Source organism: Paraburkholderia atlantica (assembly GCF_000092885.1).
GTDB lineage: Bacteria > Pseudomonadota > Gammaproteobacteria > Burkholderiales > Burkholderiaceae > Paraburkholderia > Paraburkholderia atlantica.
Genome location: NC_014118.1, coordinates 1,755,754 through 1,774,207 on the forward strand (window position 1 = coordinate 1,755,754; position 18,454 = coordinate 1,774,207).

An 18,454-nucleotide genomic window follows, 5' to 3' on the forward strand; every position below is an offset into this window, starting at 1 on the left:
TGTCTGGCGGTCCAAGCCGGATCGCTCGCCGCGCTGTCCGGCTGCACTGGGCCATTGTCGACGCTCGAGCCATCGGGTCCGGCCGCCGCATCGATCGCCGGGCTGTGGTGGGTGATGCTCGCGGGCGCGGCGATCCTGTTCGCGATGGTGCTCGTACTGTTTCTGCTGACGGTGTTCCGGCCCGGCTGGGGCTCGCATGTGTCGCCCGCGCGCTGGATCGTGTTCGGTGGCCTCGTGCTGCCTGCGGTGATCCTGATTCCGTTGATCTGCTACGCACTGTACGCGGGCGAGTTGCTGCTGCCGCTCCGCGCGCATGCGCCCGCACGCATCGAGGCGATCGCGCAGCAATGGCGCTGGACCTTCCGCTATCCGGAACTCGGCAACGTCGAAACCGACAACGTGCTGCATCTGCCGGCGCGCACGCCGGTCGACATCTCCGTGACCAGCATGGACGTCGTGCACGCGTTCTGGATTCCGCGCTTCGCGGGCAAGATCGACGCCGTGCCGGGCCATCAGAACCTGCTGCGCATCGAAGCCGACGTGCCGGGCCAGTACGCCGGACAATGCAACGAGTTTTGCGGCATCGGTCATGCGGGGATGCGCTTCACCGTGATCGTCGATCGTCCGGAAGATTTCCCGGCTGCCGTCAAAAGTGCCGCCGCCAACGGGGAGGTGAAGAAATGAGTGTGCCCGTCGAGCCGCCATCACAGGCCATCACTGCGTTGCGACTGCATCGCCAGCTTGCCGCGATCTGGGGCACCGGGCCTGGTATGCAGAAGCTCGCCGCGGTCAACCATACGGTCCTCGGCATGCGCATGATGATCACGTCGTTCGTGTTCTTCGCGATCGCCGGGATTCTCGGCATGCTCACGCGCGTACAACTCGCCACACCGCATGCGGCCTTCATGGACGTCGAGACCTATAACCAGGTCTTCACGATGCATGGATCGATGATGCTGTTCCTGTTCGCGATCCCGATGGTAGAAAGCTTCGCGGTCTATTTGACGCCGAAGATTCTCGGCACGCGCGACTTCGCGTTTCCGCGCCTGACCGCTTACGGCTACTGGTGCTATCTGTTCGGCGGCACGATCCTGACCGTGTCGCTGATTCTGCGCAGCGCGCCCGACGGCGGCTGGTTCATGTACACGCCGCTCAGCTCCAACGTGTACACGCCCGGACTGAACGCCGACGTCTGGCTGCTCGGCATCACGTTCGTCGAGATTTCGGCGCTGTCGCTCGCGATGGAAATCGTCGTGTCGATCCTGAAGATGCGCGCGCCGGGCATGTCGCTCGATCGCATGCCGATCTTCGCGTGGTACATCCTCGTTACCGCGATGATGATGATCGTCGCGTTTCCGCCGCTGATTCTCGGCTCGATCCTGCTCGAGGTGGAGCGCGCGTTCAACCTGCCGTTCTTCGATCCGACGCGCGGCGGCGATCCGCTGCTGTGGCAGCACCTTTTCTGGCTGTTCGGCCACCCCGACGTGTACGTCATCTTCCTGCCGATGGCCGGCGTGCTGTCGACGATGATCCCCGTGTTCGCACGACGCCGCCTGATCGGCTATCGCGCGATCGTCGTCGCGATCATCGCGCTCGCGTTCCTGAGCTTCGGCATCTGGGTGCACCACATGTTCACGGTGGGCATTCCGCATCTGGCGCTCGCGTTCTTCTCGGCGGGCTCGGCGATCGTGGCGGTGCCCACCGCGATCCAGTTCTTCGCGTGGCTCGCCACGCTGTCGCACGGCCGCCCGCGCTGGGATGTGCCGATGCTGTACATCTTCGGCTTCTTTTTCGTGTTCACGTGCGGCGGGCTGACCGGCGTGATGCTCGCGATCGTGCCGTTCGACTGGCAAGCACACGACACCTACTTCGTCGTCGCGCACATGCACTACGTGGTGGCCGGCGCGCTCGCGTTTCCGATGCTCGCCGCGTTCTATTACTGGCTGCCGCTGCTGACCGGGCGCACCGCCGTGCATAAGCTTTCCGTGCCGGCGTTCTGGCTCGTGTTCATCGGCTTCAACATGACGTTCTTCATGATGCACGTGACCGGCCTGCTCGGCATGCCGCGGCGAGTCTTCACGTACAGCGGCGACGAAGGCTGGAACTGGCTCAATCTGCTGTCGTCGGTGGGCAGTTTCGTGATGACGATCGGCTTTGCGCTCGTCGTGATCGACATCATCGTGCAATTGCGTTTCGGCCAACGCGTGCGGCGTAACCCGTGGCAATCGACCACGCTCGAATGGGCGATGCCGATTCCGCCCGCGCCGTACGCATTCGCGTCGATCCCGCACATCGACGCCGAAACCGAAAAAGTGCCACCGGGCCAGCTCGCGACCTCGCTCGCACGCGGCGAAGGTTACCTCGGCTTCACGCGCAACGGCTGGCAGGAGGCGCTAGGCGTGCACATGACCTCGGGCGAGCCCGAACAGCTGATCGTGCTGCCGAATTCGACGTATCTGCCGCTTGTCACCGCGCTCGCGACCGGCGCGGCGGTGCTCGCGATGCTGTTCAAGTTCTATCTGCTATCGGCCGCATTCGCGTTCGTGACGTTTGGCCTCTTCATCTACGCGGGCCAGAGCGCGGGCCACGCGCGCGATTACGGCGCGCTGCCGATCGGCCGCGGCGTCAGCGTGCCGCCGCATACCGAGGTAGCCGGTGCGCCGTCATGGCTTTCGATGATCTGTGCGCTGGTCGCGGACGGCACGCTGTTCACGTCGCTGGTCTTCGGTACGTTCTATCTGTGGATCGCCGCGCCGAACTGGCCGGCCGCGGCCGCGCCGCATCCGAACCGTCTGCTGGCGCTCGTTGCGGTCGTCGCACTCGCGGTGGCCACAGCCGCCACGCGTGGCTCGTTGCGCGCGGCCGCCGCCGGGCGCAAACCGCACGGCGCGATCGGGCTTTCCGCGGTCGCGCTGATCGTCGCGCTCGGCGCCTCTGTGATGCTGATCGACGGCGTGACGCCGAATCCGCGCGAGCATGCGCTCGGCGCGACGGCCGCGGCGCTGCTCACGTATATCGCCGTTCACGCGGGCGTCGGGCTGCTGTTGCTGATCAGCAACGTGCTGCGTGTCGGCGCGGGCTTCGTTTCCGCGCGACGCCTGACCGATCTGCGCCTGACGCGCCTGTGGGTCGATTACACGCTGGCGACGGGCGTCATCGCGCTCGGACTGGTACTCGCGCTGCCGAGCCTCGTCGCCATGCTGGGAGCCCGACCATGAATGCGCGTCCGCTTTCGCCACGGCGGTTGTGGTGGCTCGCCGTCGGCTTCACGATCTGGTGTCTCGCGTTCGTGATCCTGTATGCGCTGCATGCGATCGGCTGCGCGTTCGCGTGGCCGGCCGGCCCGCTGCGCGTGAGTCTAGCGATCATTCTGCTGCTGCATTTAGTCGCACTCGGCTGGCTATGGCGCTATCGCGCCGCGACCCGCGACCCCGGACCCGAACGTATCAGTTCGTTCATGCATACCGTCGTCGTCTGGACTCTGATCGCGGCGCTGGTCGCGAGCGTGATCACATTCGGGCCCGCGCTGCTGCTCACCACCTGCGTCTGAACGTGGACTGAAAAGCCCGACCGCGGCCACGGAACCCGGTATGGACAAGCACCGATGCAGTCCGCTCGTGCTACTGTACGGCGGCAAGACCTGGGACTCGTTGACGCTCGGCGAACTGAAGGTGCCGCGCATCCGCTACCATTCCGAGCGCTACAGTTTCGTCGCTTTTTCTCATGCTCGAAGGTTGACTCGATATGCCCTACTTCTTTGGAATTGGTCTTCACGTTTTTATTGCGATCTTCTTCGCCATCCACGCGATGCGCAATAACCAGGGCATCTACTGGCTATTCATTCTGTTTGCCTTTCCGCTGCTCGGCAGCGTCGTGTACTTCTTCGCGATCTATCTGCCGGGTCTGCGCCATACGCGCGGCGCGCGAGTGGCCACGCAGGCCATCACGCAATTCGTCGATCCGAATCGCGCGCTGCGTGAAGCACGCGCCGCTTTCGAGCGCTCGCCGACCGTGCAGCATCGGATGCGGCTCGGCGAGGCCTTGCTCGCGGCCGGCAATCCGCGTGAAGCACTCGAACATTTCCAGGCCGCGGCGAACGGCCCATTTGCGAACGATCCCGCGCTACTGCTAGGTCTCGCGCGCTCGCAGTTCGCGCTCGGCAACTACACGGCCGCCGATACGACGTTGGCGAATCTGTTCTCGATCAATCCGCACGCGCGCAATCAGGGCGAGCCGGCGCTGCTGTACGCGCGCACGCTGGCCGCGCTGAACGCGCCGGGTGCGCGCGCGGCATTCGAACACTCGCTGACCTGCGCAACCGATGTCGCGCCGCGCTGCCTGTTCGCCGACTGGCTCGCCGCGCAACCGGAAGACGCGGACCGCCGCCGCGCCGGCGCCCTCTACGCGGAAATCGTGCAGGATGCCAAGCATTGGCCGCGTCACGCGCGTGAACACAATCGCGAGTGGCTGCAGCGGGCGCAGGCCGCGTTGGCGGCCGGCGCGGCTCGAACGTGAGCATGCCGAGGAGAACATCCATGCGACGCGCAACCCGGTCTTTCGCTTTGGCGCTATATGCCGCGATTGCGGCGATGGCTTTCGGTAGCGGCGGGGCCTCGACTTCCGCGCAGGCCGCTGGCACGCAGAAGCCGTTCAAATGGCCCGCGTCGTTCGTCGTGCTCGGCGATGGTTATCCGCACTCGGGCGATGTCTGCCGGCGGCTCGGCGAGTCGGCCGCGACCGCGAACTATTTGGACCATATGGCGATGCTGGTGGGCTGCCCTGGTCCGCGCGACGGCGCCGCCGTCCGCGCGATCGTCGGGCATCAGCGGCGCGCGCGCGTGGTCGGCGAAGCGGACGGCGTGACGCTGATTTCCATATCGACGGAAAGCGCTCAGACCAGCTCGCCGAATGGTCACGCGCCCGTGAAGGAATCCCCGATCGCCGCGAGCGGCACGCTGCCTTGCGAGCGCGGCAACGGACAGACCAGAACGATGTGCAAGTTCGGCGTCGCGCATCACAGCGATCGATCCACAACGGTCGTGGTCTACTGGCCCGACGGCACGACGCGGGCGATTCTCTTCGGCGTCAACGGCCGTGTGATGGGCACGGCGGCGTCCGCGGACGATCAGCCGATGCCCGGCGATACGCTGACGCGCAAACATGCCGGCATCAATCTGATTTCAGTCGGCAATGAACGCTATGAAATCGAAGACAGGGTTCTGTCCGGTGGTTGAATTGCGTTGAAGCATATCGGCGCAGTTGACGCCTCCCGCGCTCGAAGGCAGTTCGCCGAGCCGATTCCATTCGACGATACGCGTTCGAGTCGTGAGGCGGCGTTCGCGGATACGTCGCGGCAGAAATATGAACTGCTGAAGTCGAGGCTCGCGGAAAGCCGGTTGAAGTAAGCGTCCAATCAAACACGCGTGGCCAAACCGCATCGATACTCGGCCGGCCACGCTAGCCGACTTCAACCAACCACTTCCTGCTTCCCCGGAATGCCCTGCCCGCGCAACGAACACCCGCGCGTTTCAGGCACGAAGACCAGCGCAATCGCACCAACGACGCACGCGGCCATCATGTAATAAGCGGGCACCAGCGCATTGCCCGTGTGCGCGACCAGCCATTCGTTAGCCATCGGCGCGGTGCCGCCGAAAATCGACGTCGACACGTTATACGCAATCGCCATCCCCGCGTAACGGACCTGAGTCGGGAACATTGCGGGGAACATCGCCGAGATGCTCGCGAGTTGCGGCACGTACAACAGCCCGAGCACCGCAAAGCCGATGAACGCACCGGTCACGCTGAGCTTCATCAGCAGGAACATCGGAATCGCCGCGACGAACAGGCCGATCAGCGAAAACCACCACACGTTCTTGCGGCCGACGCGATCCGAGAACGTGCCCGCAAACGGCAGAAACACCATCATCGCGAGCATGCCGATCAGCGGCACGAGCAGGGACATGTTGTCGCTCATGCCAAGCTGCTTCTGCATGAACGTCGGCATATAGGCGAGCAGCACGTAGTTGACGACATTCAAAGCAACCACGAGTCCGCCGAGCTGGATCAGCGGCTTCCAATAGTCGCCCAGCAATGCCTTCAGCGTGACGCAGCTATGCTGCTCCTTGTGCATCGTTTCTTCGAGCTCGCGAAAGACCGGCGTGTCTTCGAGCTTGGAGCGCAGATAGAAACCGATCAGGCCGAGCGGTGCCGCAATCAGAAACGGCAAACGCCATCCCCATGCATGCATCGCCGTATTGCCGAGCGCGACCGAGCAACCGAGCATTAGAAACGCGCCGAGCGAGAATCCCGACAGCGTCGCGAATTCGAGGAAGCTGCCGCAAAAGCCGCGCTTCTTGTCGGGCGCGTATTCGGCCATGAAAGTCGCCGCGCCGCCATATTCGCCGCCCGTCGAAAAGCCCTGGATCATTCGCAGCACGACGAGGATCGTCGGCGCCCACCAGCCAATGCTTGCGTAAGTCGGCACGAGTCCGACCAGCAGCGTCGCGACCGACATCAGGATGATCGTCAACGCCAGCACGTGCTTGCGGACGAGGCGATCGCCGAGCGGCCCCCAGAACAGGCCGCCTAACGGACGCACGAGAAACGAAATGGCGAACGTCGCGAGTGCGAATAACGTAGCCTGCGAAGTGCTGCCGGGGAACAGCGCGGCCGATATGTAGCTGAGGCCATAGGCGTAGATACCGTAGTCGAACCACTCGGTTGCGTTGCCGAGCGCCGATGCGGCGATCGCGCGTCGCAGCAAGCTGCGCGCTTGCGCTTGCGGTTGCGCGCTCTGCGCGGTCCATGAATGTGCGTAATGCATGTCTCCTCCTGGGATGTCTCTATGCGACACAGGCAACGTCGCCCGGATCCAAGATACCGGCGGCGCGCTTCTGCAACGATGTTCTAGGACGATGCAGGCATCGGGGTTTTCCATAAAGCCGGCAACCGATGCGGTAATCCGTACGCGTGCGTCGGCGACGCGTCGCGCGCGATCGGGAAAAACAACACGATTTGGGTGCACCGCACGCTGTAAAATTTCAAGCCGTCGTCCGTTCTACCGATAAGCATTCGAGTGCGAGGCCAACCGGTGAAAGCAGCGCTCTGCATATGTGTCACCGCTTTGTCGATGCTGTCGGCAGACTGTTGCGCCGAAGCAGCCAGCTATCCGCCATTGCCGGCGCTCAACATCGATATCTCGCAGACCTCCGTCTCCGGCCTCTCGGCCGGAGGGTTCATGGCAGTGCAACTGGCTGTCGCGTACTCGTCGATCATCAAGGGCGTGGGCGTCGTTGCGGCCGGTCCGTACTATTGCTCGCGAAACAGCCTTCTGATCGCCACGACCCGATGCTCATGCACGATCCGACCTGCGAGCGCCTGCCGGGTCTCGCCTGACAGTACCAATGTGCCGCGGCTCGTTTCGATGGCCAGGACGTTTTCGGCCAATCGCCTGATCGACGATATCGCCAGAATCCCGGGCCAACGCATCGTCACGATCTCGGGGGCGAAAGATGCGACCGTGCCTACGCCCATCGTCGCTCAGTTGCAGGCGTTCTATGCGGCACTCGGCGTGCCGGCACGGAACATGACTCAAACCGGCATCGCCGATGCGGGCCACACGATGCCCACCATCGACTATGGCGTGGCCTGCGCAAAAAGCGAATCGCCTTTCATCGGCAAGTGCAATGTCGATGGCGCGAAGCAGATGCTGGGCTGGATCTACGGACCTGCTCCGCTCGCGCCGCCTGCCCCGGCAACGCCACCGGGGCGCTTCGTCCGCTTCGATCAGAGCCGTTATCTACCGGCCAGCCGGCTAGCGAGCTTTTTGCGGACGACGGGCATGGACACCAGCGGATGGCTGTATGTACCGAACACATGCGATTCGGGTGCACCATGCCGGCTGCACATTGCGCTGCACGGCTGCCGGCAGGGACAGGCGTATGTCCCGCCCGACTCACCGACTGGTCTCCCCTACGGCACCACGTTCGTCCGACATGCTGGCTATACGCAGTGGGCGGACAACAACCGGATCGTCGTGTTATATCCGCAAGCGGTATCGATTCCAGCAATCAACCCGAACGGATGCTGGGACTGGTGGGGATATACCGGCCGTCATTTCGCCGATCGGCAAGGCGTTCAGATGCGCGCGATCCGCAACATGATCGGACAGTTGACGTCGGGCGCAAGCCATTGAATGGCTGAAAGCCAAACGTCATTCGCATCAGCGCATCAGCAACGGCAGCGTCATCAAACGTCCCTGTTCCGGCCTCGGCTCATTCTCGCCGCACAGCCGCAAACACATCCATGCGGTCGCGAGATTGCTGCTGACCACCGGCTTGCCGGTGGCCTCTTCGATTCGCGCGATGATCCGCGCGGCTCGCACCGCGGTGCACGAGATAAACAGCGCATCGGAGTCCCGCGCCGTCGCCTCGCGCGCAAAGGCTACGATATCGTCGTGCGAAATCCGTGCCATCTCCCGGTCGTCGGTCAGACCCAGGCATGAGAAGCGATCTATCGCGAATCCTTGCGCGGCAAAGTACTCGGCCATCGGCCGACTCGTTTCGGCGGTGTACGGCGTCAGCACGCTGATACGCCGCGCGCCGAGCGTGTTGAGCGCAGTGACCGCGGCAGCCGTTGGAGCGACCACTCTGGCCGATGGCTTCGCCGCATGAATAGCCCGCTCGATCTGCGCATCACCGATCATCACGGATGCCGACGTGCACGAATACATCACGACGTCGAGCGTTTCGTCGGGCAATATCAGTGCAGCACCCGCGGTCAGTGACGGTTGCATCGCGCGCAGATTGTCGGGCGTGACAGGGTTCGCATACGGCACGCGATTCACGTAAATGCCGATACGCTCGTTCGCAACGAGTGCCGCGAAATCCGGCTCGGTGGTGTGATCGGTCGCGAGAATCACGAGGCCGATACGTTTGTCGAAAGCGCGTTCGATCAGATGCGGCGCGCGCTCGAACTGCCGAATAGTTATTTGCATCGTTCAATGCCCCGGAGCCGGAAAACGCTTCTCAAGGAGGCGCACACAGGCCACCGCGATCAGGCTGATGATCAGGAACAGCACGCCGACCAACGTCATCGGCTCCAGATAGCGGTAGTCCGTATTCGCGATGATCTTCGCCTGATTCATCAATTCGAGGACCGTGATCGCCGATAGCAATGGCGTTTCCTTGAACATCGAGATCAGGTAATTGGCGAGCGCGGGCACCATCGGCGGCACCGCTTCGGGCAGGATCACGTGCTGCCAGGCTTGCGCGGGGCTCAGATTGCAGGCCTTCGCGGCTTCCCATTGCCCGCGCGGAATGCTTTCGATGCCGGCGCGATAAACCTCGGCCGCATATGTCGCGTAATGCACGCCGATCGCGAGCACACCCGCCGCGAGCGCAGGCATCCTGATGCCGATGTCGGGCAGCACGTAAAACACGAAATACAACTGCACGAGCAGCGGCGTGCCACGAATAAAACCCGCGACCGCCGACGTGCCATGCGACACCACGCGATTCGGCGCCAGCCGCAAAATGGCAATCACCATGCCGACCACGGCCGCCACCACCGCGCCGAGCAATGTAGCGAGCACGGTGATCTCCAAGCCTTGCAGCAGGATTGGCAGAATCTCGCGCACGAAGCTCCAGTCCCATTCCATTCGTCTATCTCCTGATGCGGTCGAGACCGAAGCTCATCCGGCTTTCCAGTTTGCGCATACCGAACGAGATCAGACAGGCCATGCCGAAGTACAGCGCGAGAATCGTCGCGAACGGGATCAACGTATTGCCGGTTTGCGAGCGCACCACTTGCGCCTGGAAGGTCATGTCGCCGAGTGATATCAGCGACACGACGGCCGTGCCCTTCAGCAGCTCGATCGCATTGTTGCCGAAGGTGGGCAGCATCAGCGGCAAGGCCTGGGGCAGGATCACGTGCCGCATGCGCTGATAGCGGGAAAGATTCAACGCGATGCAGGCGCTGCGCTGTTCGTGGCCGATCGCGGCAACCGCGCCCCGCACCACTTCAGCGCCATACGCGCCGACGTTCAAACCGAGCGCGAGCACGCCGGCCTGCAGCGGCGTCAGCGTGAGGCCGGCCATCGGCAACACGAAGTACGCCCAGAACAGCTGCACGAATATCGACGTGCCCCGAAAGAACTCGATATACGACGTGGCCAACGCGCGCACCACGAAGAAGCGCGACAGACGCCCGAGCCCCGCGACGAACGCCATTACGAGCGCGAGTACCGCGCCCATCAGCGTCAGTTCGACGGTTGTCCGCGCCCCCTGCAAAATCAGCTCCAAATAACCGGACCAGTGGTTCATCGACGCACCTCACGCGCAATGTATCGGGGGCCATGCGCGCGACCGTGCCGCGCGCATGGCGTGCTATCGCGGCCTCAGTTCTTCGCCGCGCACAGTTGTTCGCGGCTCGCCGACATCGCCGCCTTCGCCGAGAAGCCATAGGGCTCGACGAGCTTCGCGAACTCGCCGGAATCCTTCATCTTCTTCAGCTCGACATCGAACGCATCGCGCAGCGCGGTGTCCTGCTTGCGAAACGCGACGCCGTCGCATTGCACCGGCGTGTTCTGCACCGGCGCGATCGAATCGAGGTTCGGGTCTTTCGCCTTTGAAAGCAGATCGGTGATCGAAAGAAGCGGCAACGCGAATACGTCGATGCGGCCGTCCTGCAGCATCTTCAGACCGCTTTGCCCGTCCGGCACGATGACCACGCGGTCGGTCGGAATATTCGCGGCGGTCGCGAGCTTCTGCTCGGTCGTGCCGCCTTCCACACCGATCACCGCTTTCGGATCTTTCGCGATTTCCTCGTAGGTCTTGATGCTCTTCGTATTGCCTTTCTTGACCGCGAACGCTTCGACCGCGCACAGCACCGGCTGCGAATAGGCGACGGCCGCGCAACGCTGCGGCGTCATGAAGAGCCCCGCCGCAATCGCGTCATGCCGTCCGGCCGCGAGGCCCGGAATCATCGCGCCATACTCGGAGACCGACGCGACGACGTCGTTGACGCCCAGCTTCTTGAACCCGGCGCGCGCGACATCGGGCGCCGCGCCCGTCACTTTGCCGTCGGCGCCGACTGCGGTGAACGGCGGTTCGTTCGCGATCGCGATGCGAGCGAAACCTTGCTGGCGCATCTGCGTGAGCTTATCGTCGGCGGCGTATGCGAGGCTCGCGAGCGTCAGCAGCGACAACCCTCCTGCAATCAGAATCCCCTTCAGCTTCATGATCTCTGGCTCCTATGGCGTAGTGGTATGACGTAGTAGTGGGTGATGTTCAGCGTCGGAAAAACAACCTCTTGCGGGCCGCCTCAGATTCGATGACCCGCGGCGAGGATCTTGCGCAGGAAGGTCTGGGTTCGCTCGTGGGTCGGATGCGTGAAGATGTCCTCGGGCTTGCCTTCCTCGACGATCCTGCCGCGATCGAAGAACAACACGCGGTCCGCGAAGTCGTGCGCGAAGCCCATTTCATGCGTGACGAGCAGCATCGTCATATCGGTTTCGCGCGCGAGCCGCTGCATCACGTTCAGGACTTCTTCCACGAGTTCAGGATCGAGCGCGGACGTTACTTCATCGAACAGCATGATTCGCGGCGCGAGCGCGAGCGCCCGCGCGATCGCCACGCGCTGCTTCTGCCCGCCCGACAGTTGCGCGGGACGGCTCTTTGCCTTATCGGCCATGCCGACCATGTCGAGCAGTTCCAGCGCGCGCTTCTCCGCCGACTCGCGACTCTCGCCCTTGGTCAGCATCGGCGCGAGCGTCACGTTGTCGAGCACGCTCTTGTGCGGAAACAGATTGAAGTGCTGAAACACCATGCCGATCTTCTCGCGCATCTTCTGCAGATGCCTTTCGTTCGCGGGCACCATCTGGCCACCGCGCGGCATATGAAACAGTTGTTCGCCGTCCACCTCGATATGGCCGCCGTCGATCGTCTCGAGCGTCATCAGGATGCGCAGGATCGTCGTCTTGCCCGATCCCGACGGACCGATCAGCGCCAGCTTCTCGCCGGGCATCACATCGAGCGATAGTTCGTCGAGCACGGTCAGCGCGCCGTATCGTTTCGTGATCCGGTCGAGTCGGATCAATGGCGTGTTCGCCGGGCCTTCGTCGCGGCGCGCCCGAGTGCTTGCAGGCGCGGCAGTGCGCTCGGAGGAAAGACTTGCCGGGGCGATGCCTGAAGCGCTCAATAGATCGGTAACTCGCGCAGTGTTCATATCGATTCGATCCCGTTCGTCGTACGTGACTTGAGTCAATGGAATGCGGCTGCGGCGCCGGAAACGCCGGTAATGCGAACCAGAATACGCAGCCATATTTGCAAACCAGATTGCTCTAGAACAATTCTTTTTTCCGCACGGGCAAAGGTAGGCGAAGGGTGCACTGCAACAAGCACACCGCATCCGTCGATAACGTCACCAACATTGAACTAGCACATTCGGAGGCGTTTTTTCGCGGCATTAGACTGCGGCGAGAAATACCCGTGGCGCCGCATTCACGTGCACCGCGCGCCACTTCCCGCAACGACGTCACGCTCAGAGAGAGGGGAAGATGTCAGATACGACGCAACAGGAATCGCGAATTGAGGTGCCCGTCGTGCGCCTGCCGTTCGAACGCGACGAATACGCCGCGCGTCTTGCCAAGACGCGCAAGGCGATGCAGGCGGCCGGCATCGAGCTATTGATCGTGTCGGACCCGACCAATATGGCTTGGCTCACCGGCTACGACGGCTGGTCGTTTTACGTGCATCAGTGCGTGCTGCTCGCGCTCGATGGCGAGCCGGTCTGGTTCGGCCGCGGTCAGGACGCGAATGGTGCAAAACGCACCGTCTTTATGCAGCACGATCAGATCGTCGGCTATCCGGATCACTACGTGCAATCCACCGCGCGTCATCCGATGGACTATCTCGCGCGCGACGTGATCGCGGCGCGCGGTTGGGCCAACGCGAAGATCGGCGTCGAAATGGATAACTACTATTTCAGCGCCGCCGCTTATCGCTCGCTCGTCGCGCATCTGCCGGACGCGAAATGGCAGGACGCGACTGGCCTCGTCAACTGGCAGCGCGCGGTCAAATCGCTACGCGAGATCGAGTACATGCGCGTGGCCGCGCGCATCGTCGAGAAGATGCACGCGCATATCGTCGAGCGAATCGAGCCGGGCATGCGCAAGAACGACCTCGTCGCGGAGATCTACTCGGCAGGCATTACCGGCATCGACGGTCATGGCGGCGACTATCCGGCGATCGTGCCGCTGCTGCCGACCGGCGCCGACGCGGCCGCGCCGCATCTGACCTGGGACGACACGCCGTTCGCGAAGGACGCCGGCACGTTCTTCGAAATCGCCGGCTGCTTCAAGCGCTATCACTGCCCGCAGTCGCGCACCGTGTATCTGGGCAAGCCGCCGAAGCATTTCATCGAGGGCGAGCGCGCGGTGGTCGAAGGGATCGAGGCGGGACTTGCCGCGGCGAAACCTGGCAATACCTGCGAGGACATCGCCAATGCGTTCTTCGCGGTGCTGCATAAATACGGCATCGAGAAGAACAGCCGCTGTGGCTATCCGATCGGCGCGAGCTATCCGCCTGACTGGGGCGAGCGCACGATGAGTCTGCGTCCCGGGGACAAGACCGTCCTCGAACCCGGCATGACGTTCCACTTCATGCCGGGCCTGTGGCTCGACGACTGGGGCCTCGAAATCACCGAGAGCATCCTGATTACCAAGACCGGTGTCGAGACCTTCTGCCGCACGCCACGCAAGCTGTTCGTCAAACCGTAATCGCACGGGCGTCGTGCCCGCATCCACTCGCGAAGCACGATGCCCGCTCCAACAAGAGGGAAACATGCTTCCGAAAACGATGAAGGCCGTCGTGCTGACCGGGCACGGCGGCCTCGACAACCTGGTCTATCGCGACGACGTGCCGGTGCCGGCCTGTGCGGCCGGCGAGGTACTGATCGATGTGACCGCATGCGGTCTCAACAATACCGACGTGTGGGTCCGCCAGGGCGCCTACGGCACCGACGACGACCCGCAAGCGGTATCGACGTGGCGACGCGGCCGCTCGACGCTGACGTTTCCGCGCATTCAGGGCGCGGATATCGTCGGACGTGTGGTTGCGGTGGGTCGCGGCGTCAGCGATGCGCGTATCGGCGAGCGCGTGATCGTCGACGCGTCGATCTACAACCGCGACGACGACAGCCTCGCCGATATCGATTACATCGGCCATGGCCGCGACGGCGGGTACGCTGAATATACGGCCGTGCCATCCGAAAACGCGCATCGTGTCGACTCCACCTATTCCGACGCCGAGCTCGCCACGTTCTGGTGCGCTTATCACACCGGCGAGCAGATGATCGAACGCGCAGGCGTCAAGCGCGGCGAAGCAGTGCTGATTACCGGTGCGTCCGGCGGCGTCGGCTCGGCCATCATCCAGCTATGCCGCGCACGCGGCGCAATTCCGTATGCGGTGGTCAGCAAAGGCAAGGAAGAAGCCGTGCTCGCGCTCGGCGCGCAAGGCGTGATGCTGCGCGACAGCGGCGATTTCATCGCGGACGTCGAACGGATGACCGGTGGCCGGCCCGTCGATGTGGTTGCCGATCTCGTTGGCGGGGCGCTGTTCGGCAAGCTGTTGAACGTGCTGAGGCCCGAGGGGCGATATACGACCGCGGGCGCGATCGCCGGGCCGGTCGTGCAACTCGACTTGCGCACGATGTATTTGAAGCAGTTGCAGTTGAATGGATCGTCGCAGGGCACGCGCGGCGCGTTCAAACGTGTGCTCGACTATATTCAGAGCGGTACGATTCGACCGGTTCTCGCGGCGACTTATCCGCTTTCGAAGTTTCATGATGCGCAGACGCGGTTTATGGAGAAGCGCTTCGTGGGGAATATCGTTGTTATTCCGGATCGGCATTACGGAGACGAAGTTTCGCAATAACTCTCATTGCGATTAAAACACTGGCCGATGCATTACGGCCCATCTCAGCCCTGGTTGCGCACACGTCACCTTGCAAGCCCGCCCCTCATGGCGGGCTTTTTTTCGCGCGTAGTAGTCGTCGTCAATGTTTTTCAAGACGGTCTTATCTCGATTTAAAGCTGTTGACGTGGTTCCTTTCGATGGTTAAGTATCCGACATCGCCTGAAAGTTCATGAGGAATCCAATGGAGAAACGGAATCAGGATGGCACTGGAAAGAAGACGCCGGACGAGGACGTCTGCGACCTTTGTCGCATTACCTATTCGATCTACGCCAACTTCCCGCCGATGCCGTCGGCACAGGCTATGAATGCGGAAACCGGAGAGTTCTTTCCTTTTGATCGCCTGCGTTCGCTAGCAACCGGATACGACATGATCAAAGCGCTAGGTTACGCGTGGGCGTGTGATTGTCGCGGACGCTCCCCGGTGACCAGGCGTATCAACTACAACGAGCAATTCCAACTTTTCGACACTCACACGGGTAAGCCATTAGTCAACGTTGAATATGCCGTCGAACGGGCAAGCGGCGATATAGAACATGGAATGACTGACGCGAGCGGCTATACACACCGTCTTTCCATGACCAGTTCGGCTGAAGAAATCAATATCTATTGCAACGGGGCGAAACATGCCTAAGACAGTAACATCCCCTTCGGGCAAGCATCTCGCCCATGCCGCGCGAAGAACGACGACGACTACCGCCGACAGCGCCGCGAAACAGGTTCGCATTGCGTCACGACAGAAGACGCGCCTCGAAGAGAACGAGGATTATTTCAAGAATACCAATGTCAAGGCGTTCCTCTATATGATTGGAAAATCTGAAGGCGGCGACTATCACGCGAAGTACGGTTGGTATCCCGGAAATACGACGTGGACCTTTGCTGACGAGTCAACTCACCCGGGGCCGGGTAAAGATGGGCACACTACCGCTGCCGGTCTGTACCAGATTAACAGAGCCGCGTGGACCGAACATGGCAAGAAGGCGATGGGTCTCGACGATTTTTCCCCGCACACTCAGGACCTTATCGCGGTTGAAGACGTTCGCGTCCACAATGTAATTGACTCGGTGATAGCCGGGGACATTAAGCATGCCATTGAGAAGCTAAAGCCTCATGAATGGGTGTCCTTTCAGGTTCATGAATTTGCGACTCTAAAGGCGTGGTTTATTGCGGGCGGTGGGACACCAAAATGAAAAATACTGCTATCGCGCTACTACTCGCAGGCCTTACGACTGGTCATGCAGTTGCCTCAGAAATCGTGTTCGAGAATCGAACTGAAGACTCAACGAGCGGATGGGATCACGTCACTCATGCGTTCGCAAGCGCATTGATGAAACACGAAGAGCGAGCGCAGGATTTAACTGGCTATGCACAAGCGGGCGAGATACCGAAGGACCCAAGCACAAGGCTCGTATGGAAGACCGTCCCAATTAGCCTTAGGGGGCGGGAAATCCGATTCGTGCGGCCCACCTTGGACCCATATTTCGCACCTTTCTATGGCGCCCATCAATTCCAGCACTGGCTTGTTTCTAACGGGCGCATCCTGCATGAAGGAAACGCTGATGTTTTTCAGATCTTGCAAGTGGAGCATGGTGGAATGCGAGACATCGCAGAGACGGCTTGTACGGCGATAACGTGTTACACAACCCAGTTTCGCTTCAATCAGAGAAGCGGTCGCTACGAAGCAGCATCTTGCCGAGCAAGCACAATTTCCAGCGGTTCTGATGCGGGTCCATGTACCTATAGCCGTCAGTGACAAGGCGGCGCGAAGCCGCCGCCATCCGAGGAGGAGCGTGCCAATGCATCGTCACAACGCTATCGGCTCTCGCCGGGTCAAATTTTCTGGGCTATGAAATGAAAAGACTGCTTCCGCTCTTGTCGTGTCTCCCGCTTACCGCTTTCGCACTAGATGGTACGGGCTCAGTCGATTTCGATTCATCTATCATGCCGCTATTAAATCAGAACGCAGACTTAAGAGAACTCGTTCTCTGCAACTTCGATATCGTCAGCGATCCAATGGGAACGCGAATTGGAGACGTCCAATCGAAAGCTTTAGGGGGTTCCAGAATCGGGCCTTACTCGATGTGGGCAAACTGGCGCGGGAATTCAGGTTCAAAACCAGTAGTTCTGACGATAAACACGCGTATAGATTTCATCGACTCGCGCGGCAGGAAGGTCAATGGAAATTTGCCTACGGCAGTCCGCATTGAAGAGCATATCGATAGTGTGACGATACGACCTGCGGAACAAGGGCAACCGGAGTCCGTTCCGGGAGGACTAAAGCACGGCATAGATTTAAAGGCATGCTCGTCCAGATCTTCTGGATCTTGAATCGTGAATAAAAGGATCTGTGCTCAAAGATATATGGCTACGCTCGTCGGAGCGCTATTGATTCCGACCGCTCATGCGGATGGATCGGTCAGTTTTCACGGCGACATTGTTCCAATGCTCAAGGCGCGCGCTCAATTTGAACAGTTCATAACTGAAAACTTTTCAGTTACGGATACGGGATGGGGAGACAGGATAGATAGCGCGACAATGCCGCATATGGGCGGCGCTCGGATCGGACCGTATAAATTTCAAGCCGTGTGGCATAGCTCCCACGGCGACGTCCCGGTTACGTTGATAATCGACACGAAGATCCGATTTCTCGACAGACACCAGCACGAAATCGTGGGCGGTGATCTGCGCGAAACACGATCGGTCAGCGAAACCTTGGATTCTATCGAAATTGAACCGCCTCACACCAATTCCGCCCGAAGTAAATGAAAGGTTCTTCGTAGCAGTCGCCGTCAATGTTTTTCAAGACTGGCTTATCTCGATTTAAGGCTGTTGACGTGGTTCCTCTCGATGGTTAAGTATCCGACATCGCCTGAAAGTTCATGAGGAATCCAATGGAGAAACGGAATCAGGATGGCACTGGAAAGAAGACGCCGGACGAGGAGGTCTGCGACCTTTGTCGCATTACCTATTCGATCTACGCCAACTTCCCGCCGATGCCGTCGGCACAGGCTATGAATGCGGAAACCGGAGAGTTCTTTCCTTTTGATCGGCGGCGTTCGCTAGCAACCGGGTACGACATAATCAAAGCGCTAGGGTGAAAGCTTTTATTTACTCAATTGGTGACGCCGAAGGTGGCGACTACCACCTGAAGTACGGCGGAATCAAAGGGAAGGTGCATGAAAAATGGACTTTTAGCGATTATTCGACACACCCCGGAGCAGGATACGACGGTCACACAACCGCCGCGAGTCGATATCAAATAAACATTGATACGTGGCGCGAAATGAGCGAAAAAATGGGCTAAAGGATTTCAGCCCTCATATCCAAGACATTTTCGCGATCGAGATTCTTCGTTCAATTGGAGTAATTGGCTCGGTCAAATCGGGGGATATCAACACTGCGTTGTCAGCCGCGTCGCGCAGATAGGCGGCTTTACCGCAGGGTAAAGAGTTGCCGGGCCGTTATAAGCAGCCCTACGTTAC

18 protein-coding genes and 1 pseudogene are annotated in these 18,454 nt (G+C 61.1%); 13 read left to right on the forward strand and 6 right to left on the reverse strand.

What is annotated here, in order from left to right:
* The first annotated feature begins 54 nt into the window (after positions 1 to 54).
* The 5 genes from coxB to BC1002_RS23980 all read left to right on the forward strand — a co-directional run bounded on the left by coxB (position 55) and on the right by BC1002_RS23980 (position 5,234).
* Positions 55 to 684, forward strand: coding sequence for a cytochrome c oxidase subunit II (coxB, locus tag BC1002_RS23960; RefSeq protein WP_238537960.1), 630 nt, complete (start codon positions 55 to 57; stop codon positions 682 to 684).
* Positions 681 to 3,218: a cytochrome c oxidase subunit I gene (ctaD, locus tag BC1002_RS23965; RefSeq protein WP_013092587.1), complete on the forward strand. Its 2,538-nt coding sequence runs from the start codon at positions 681 to 683 to the stop codon at positions 3,216 to 3,218. Before coxB ends, ctaD begins: the two co-directional genes overlap by 4 nt.
* Positions 3,215 to 3,550, forward strand: a complete 336-nt coding sequence (locus tag BC1002_RS23970; protein WP_013092588.1) for a hypothetical protein — start codon at positions 3,215 to 3,217, stop codon at positions 3,548 to 3,550. Before ctaD ends, BC1002_RS23970 begins: the two co-directional genes overlap by 4 nt.
* A gap of 194 nt (positions 3,551 to 3,744) precedes the next feature.
* Positions 3,745 to 4,515, forward strand: coding sequence for a tetratricopeptide repeat protein (locus tag BC1002_RS23975; RefSeq protein WP_013092589.1), 771 nt, complete (start codon positions 3,745 to 3,747; stop codon positions 4,513 to 4,515).
* Positions 4,516 to 4,535: 20 nt separating this feature from the next.
* Entirely contained in the window at positions 4,536 to 5,234 is a 699-nt protein-coding gene (locus tag BC1002_RS23980; protein ID WP_013092590.1) for a hypothetical protein, read from the forward strand.
* Between the two features lie 233 nt (positions 5,235 to 5,467).
* On the opposite strand, the gene BC1002_RS23985 is transcribed toward BC1002_RS23980, so the two are convergent.
* Positions 5,468 to 6,823, reverse strand: coding sequence for an MFS transporter (locus BC1002_RS23985; RefSeq protein WP_013092591.1), 1,356 nt, complete (start codon positions 6,821 to 6,823; stop codon positions 5,468 to 5,470).
* Between the two features lie 306 nt (positions 6,824 to 7,129).
* Between BC1002_RS23985 and BC1002_RS23990 the strand changes: the two genes are divergently transcribed.
* Positions 7,130 to 8,194: an extracellular catalytic domain type 2 short-chain-length polyhydroxyalkanoate depolymerase gene (locus BC1002_RS23990; protein ID WP_049870255.1), complete on the forward strand. Its 1,065-nt coding sequence runs from the start codon at positions 7,130 to 7,132 to the stop codon at positions 8,192 to 8,194.
* A 27-nt stretch (positions 8,195 to 8,221) separates the two neighbouring features.
* On the opposite strand, the gene eutA is transcribed toward BC1002_RS23990, so the two are convergent.
* The 5 genes from eutA to ehuA all read right to left on the reverse strand — a co-directional run bounded on the left by eutA (position 8,222) and on the right by ehuA (position 12,225).
* Positions 8,222 to 8,995 (reverse strand): ectoine utilization protein EutA, encoded by a 774-nt coding sequence (eutA, locus tag BC1002_RS23995; RefSeq protein WP_013092593.1) that lies wholly within the window; start codon positions 8,993 to 8,995, stop codon positions 8,222 to 8,224.
* A 3-nt stretch (positions 8,996 to 8,998) separates the two neighbouring features.
* On the reverse strand, positions 8,999 to 9,658 hold the full coding sequence (ehuD, locus tag BC1002_RS24000) for an ectoine/hydroxyectoine ABC transporter permease subunit EhuD (RefSeq protein ID WP_013092594.1): 660 nt from the start codon (positions 9,656 to 9,658) through the stop codon (positions 8,999 to 9,001).
* Positions 9,659 to 9,662: 4 nt separating this feature from the next.
* Positions 9,663 to 10,322: an ectoine/hydroxyectoine ABC transporter permease subunit EhuC gene (ehuC, locus tag BC1002_RS24005; RefSeq protein WP_013092595.1), complete on the reverse strand. Its 660-nt coding sequence runs from the start codon at positions 10,320 to 10,322 to the stop codon at positions 9,663 to 9,665.
* A gap of 74 nt (positions 10,323 to 10,396) precedes the next feature.
* On the reverse strand, positions 10,397 to 11,239 hold the full coding sequence (ehuB, locus tag BC1002_RS24010; protein ID WP_013092596.1) for an ectoine/hydroxyectoine ABC transporter substrate-binding protein EhuB: 843 nt from the start codon (positions 11,237 to 11,239) through the stop codon (positions 10,397 to 10,399).
* 83 nt (positions 11,240 to 11,322) lie between these two features.
* Positions 11,323 to 12,225, reverse strand: a complete 903-nt coding sequence (ehuA, locus tag BC1002_RS24015; protein ID WP_013092597.1) for an ectoine/hydroxyectoine ABC transporter ATP-binding protein EhuA — start codon at positions 12,223 to 12,225, stop codon at positions 11,323 to 11,325.
* 331 nt (positions 12,226 to 12,556) lie between these two features.
* On the opposite strand from ehuA, the gene doeA reads away from it, so the two are divergent.
* The 7 genes and pseudogenes from doeA (at position 12,557) to BC1002_RS37895 (ending at position 18,276) form a co-directional block, all read left to right on the forward strand.
* Positions 12,557 to 13,777 (forward strand): ectoine hydrolase DoeA, encoded by a 1,221-nt coding sequence (gene doeA, locus BC1002_RS24020; protein WP_013092598.1) that lies wholly within the window; start codon positions 12,557 to 12,559, stop codon positions 13,775 to 13,777.
* 64 nt (positions 13,778 to 13,841) lie between these two features.
* The gene (locus BC1002_RS24025) at positions 13,842 to 14,933 is read left to right on the forward strand and encodes an alcohol dehydrogenase family protein (RefSeq protein ID WP_013092599.1); all 1,092 of its coding nucleotides are present in this window, start codon (positions 13,842 to 13,844) and stop codon (positions 14,931 to 14,933) included.
* 223 nt (positions 14,934 to 15,156) lie between these two features.
* The gene (locus BC1002_RS24030; protein WP_013092600.1) at positions 15,157 to 15,606 is read left to right on the forward strand and encodes a hypothetical protein; all 450 of its coding nucleotides are present in this window, start codon (positions 15,157 to 15,159) and stop codon (positions 15,604 to 15,606) included.
* The gene (locus tag BC1002_RS24035; RefSeq protein ID WP_013092601.1) at positions 15,599 to 16,162 is read left to right on the forward strand and encodes a lysozyme family protein; all 564 of its coding nucleotides are present in this window, start codon (positions 15,599 to 15,601) and stop codon (positions 16,160 to 16,162) included. The genes BC1002_RS24030 and BC1002_RS24035 overlap by 8 nt, the downstream gene beginning before the upstream one ends.
* Before the next feature lie 1,171 nt (positions 16,163 to 17,333).
* Positions 17,334 to 17,738, forward strand: coding sequence for a hypothetical protein (locus BC1002_RS24040; RefSeq protein ID WP_041735144.1), 405 nt, complete (start codon positions 17,334 to 17,336; stop codon positions 17,736 to 17,738).
* Between the two features lie 125 nt (positions 17,739 to 17,863).
* Positions 17,864 to 18,067: pseudogene (locus BC1002_RS39035) on the forward strand (hypothetical protein); the annotation flags it as partial.
* Complete coding sequence (locus BC1002_RS37895; RefSeq protein ID WP_157874743.1) at positions 18,067 to 18,276, forward strand: lysozyme family protein; 210 nt, start codon at positions 18,067 to 18,069, stop codon at positions 18,274 to 18,276. The pseudogene BC1002_RS39035 and the gene BC1002_RS37895, both read left to right, overlap by 1 nt.
* The last annotated feature ends 178 nt before the right edge of the window (positions 18,277 to 18,454 follow it).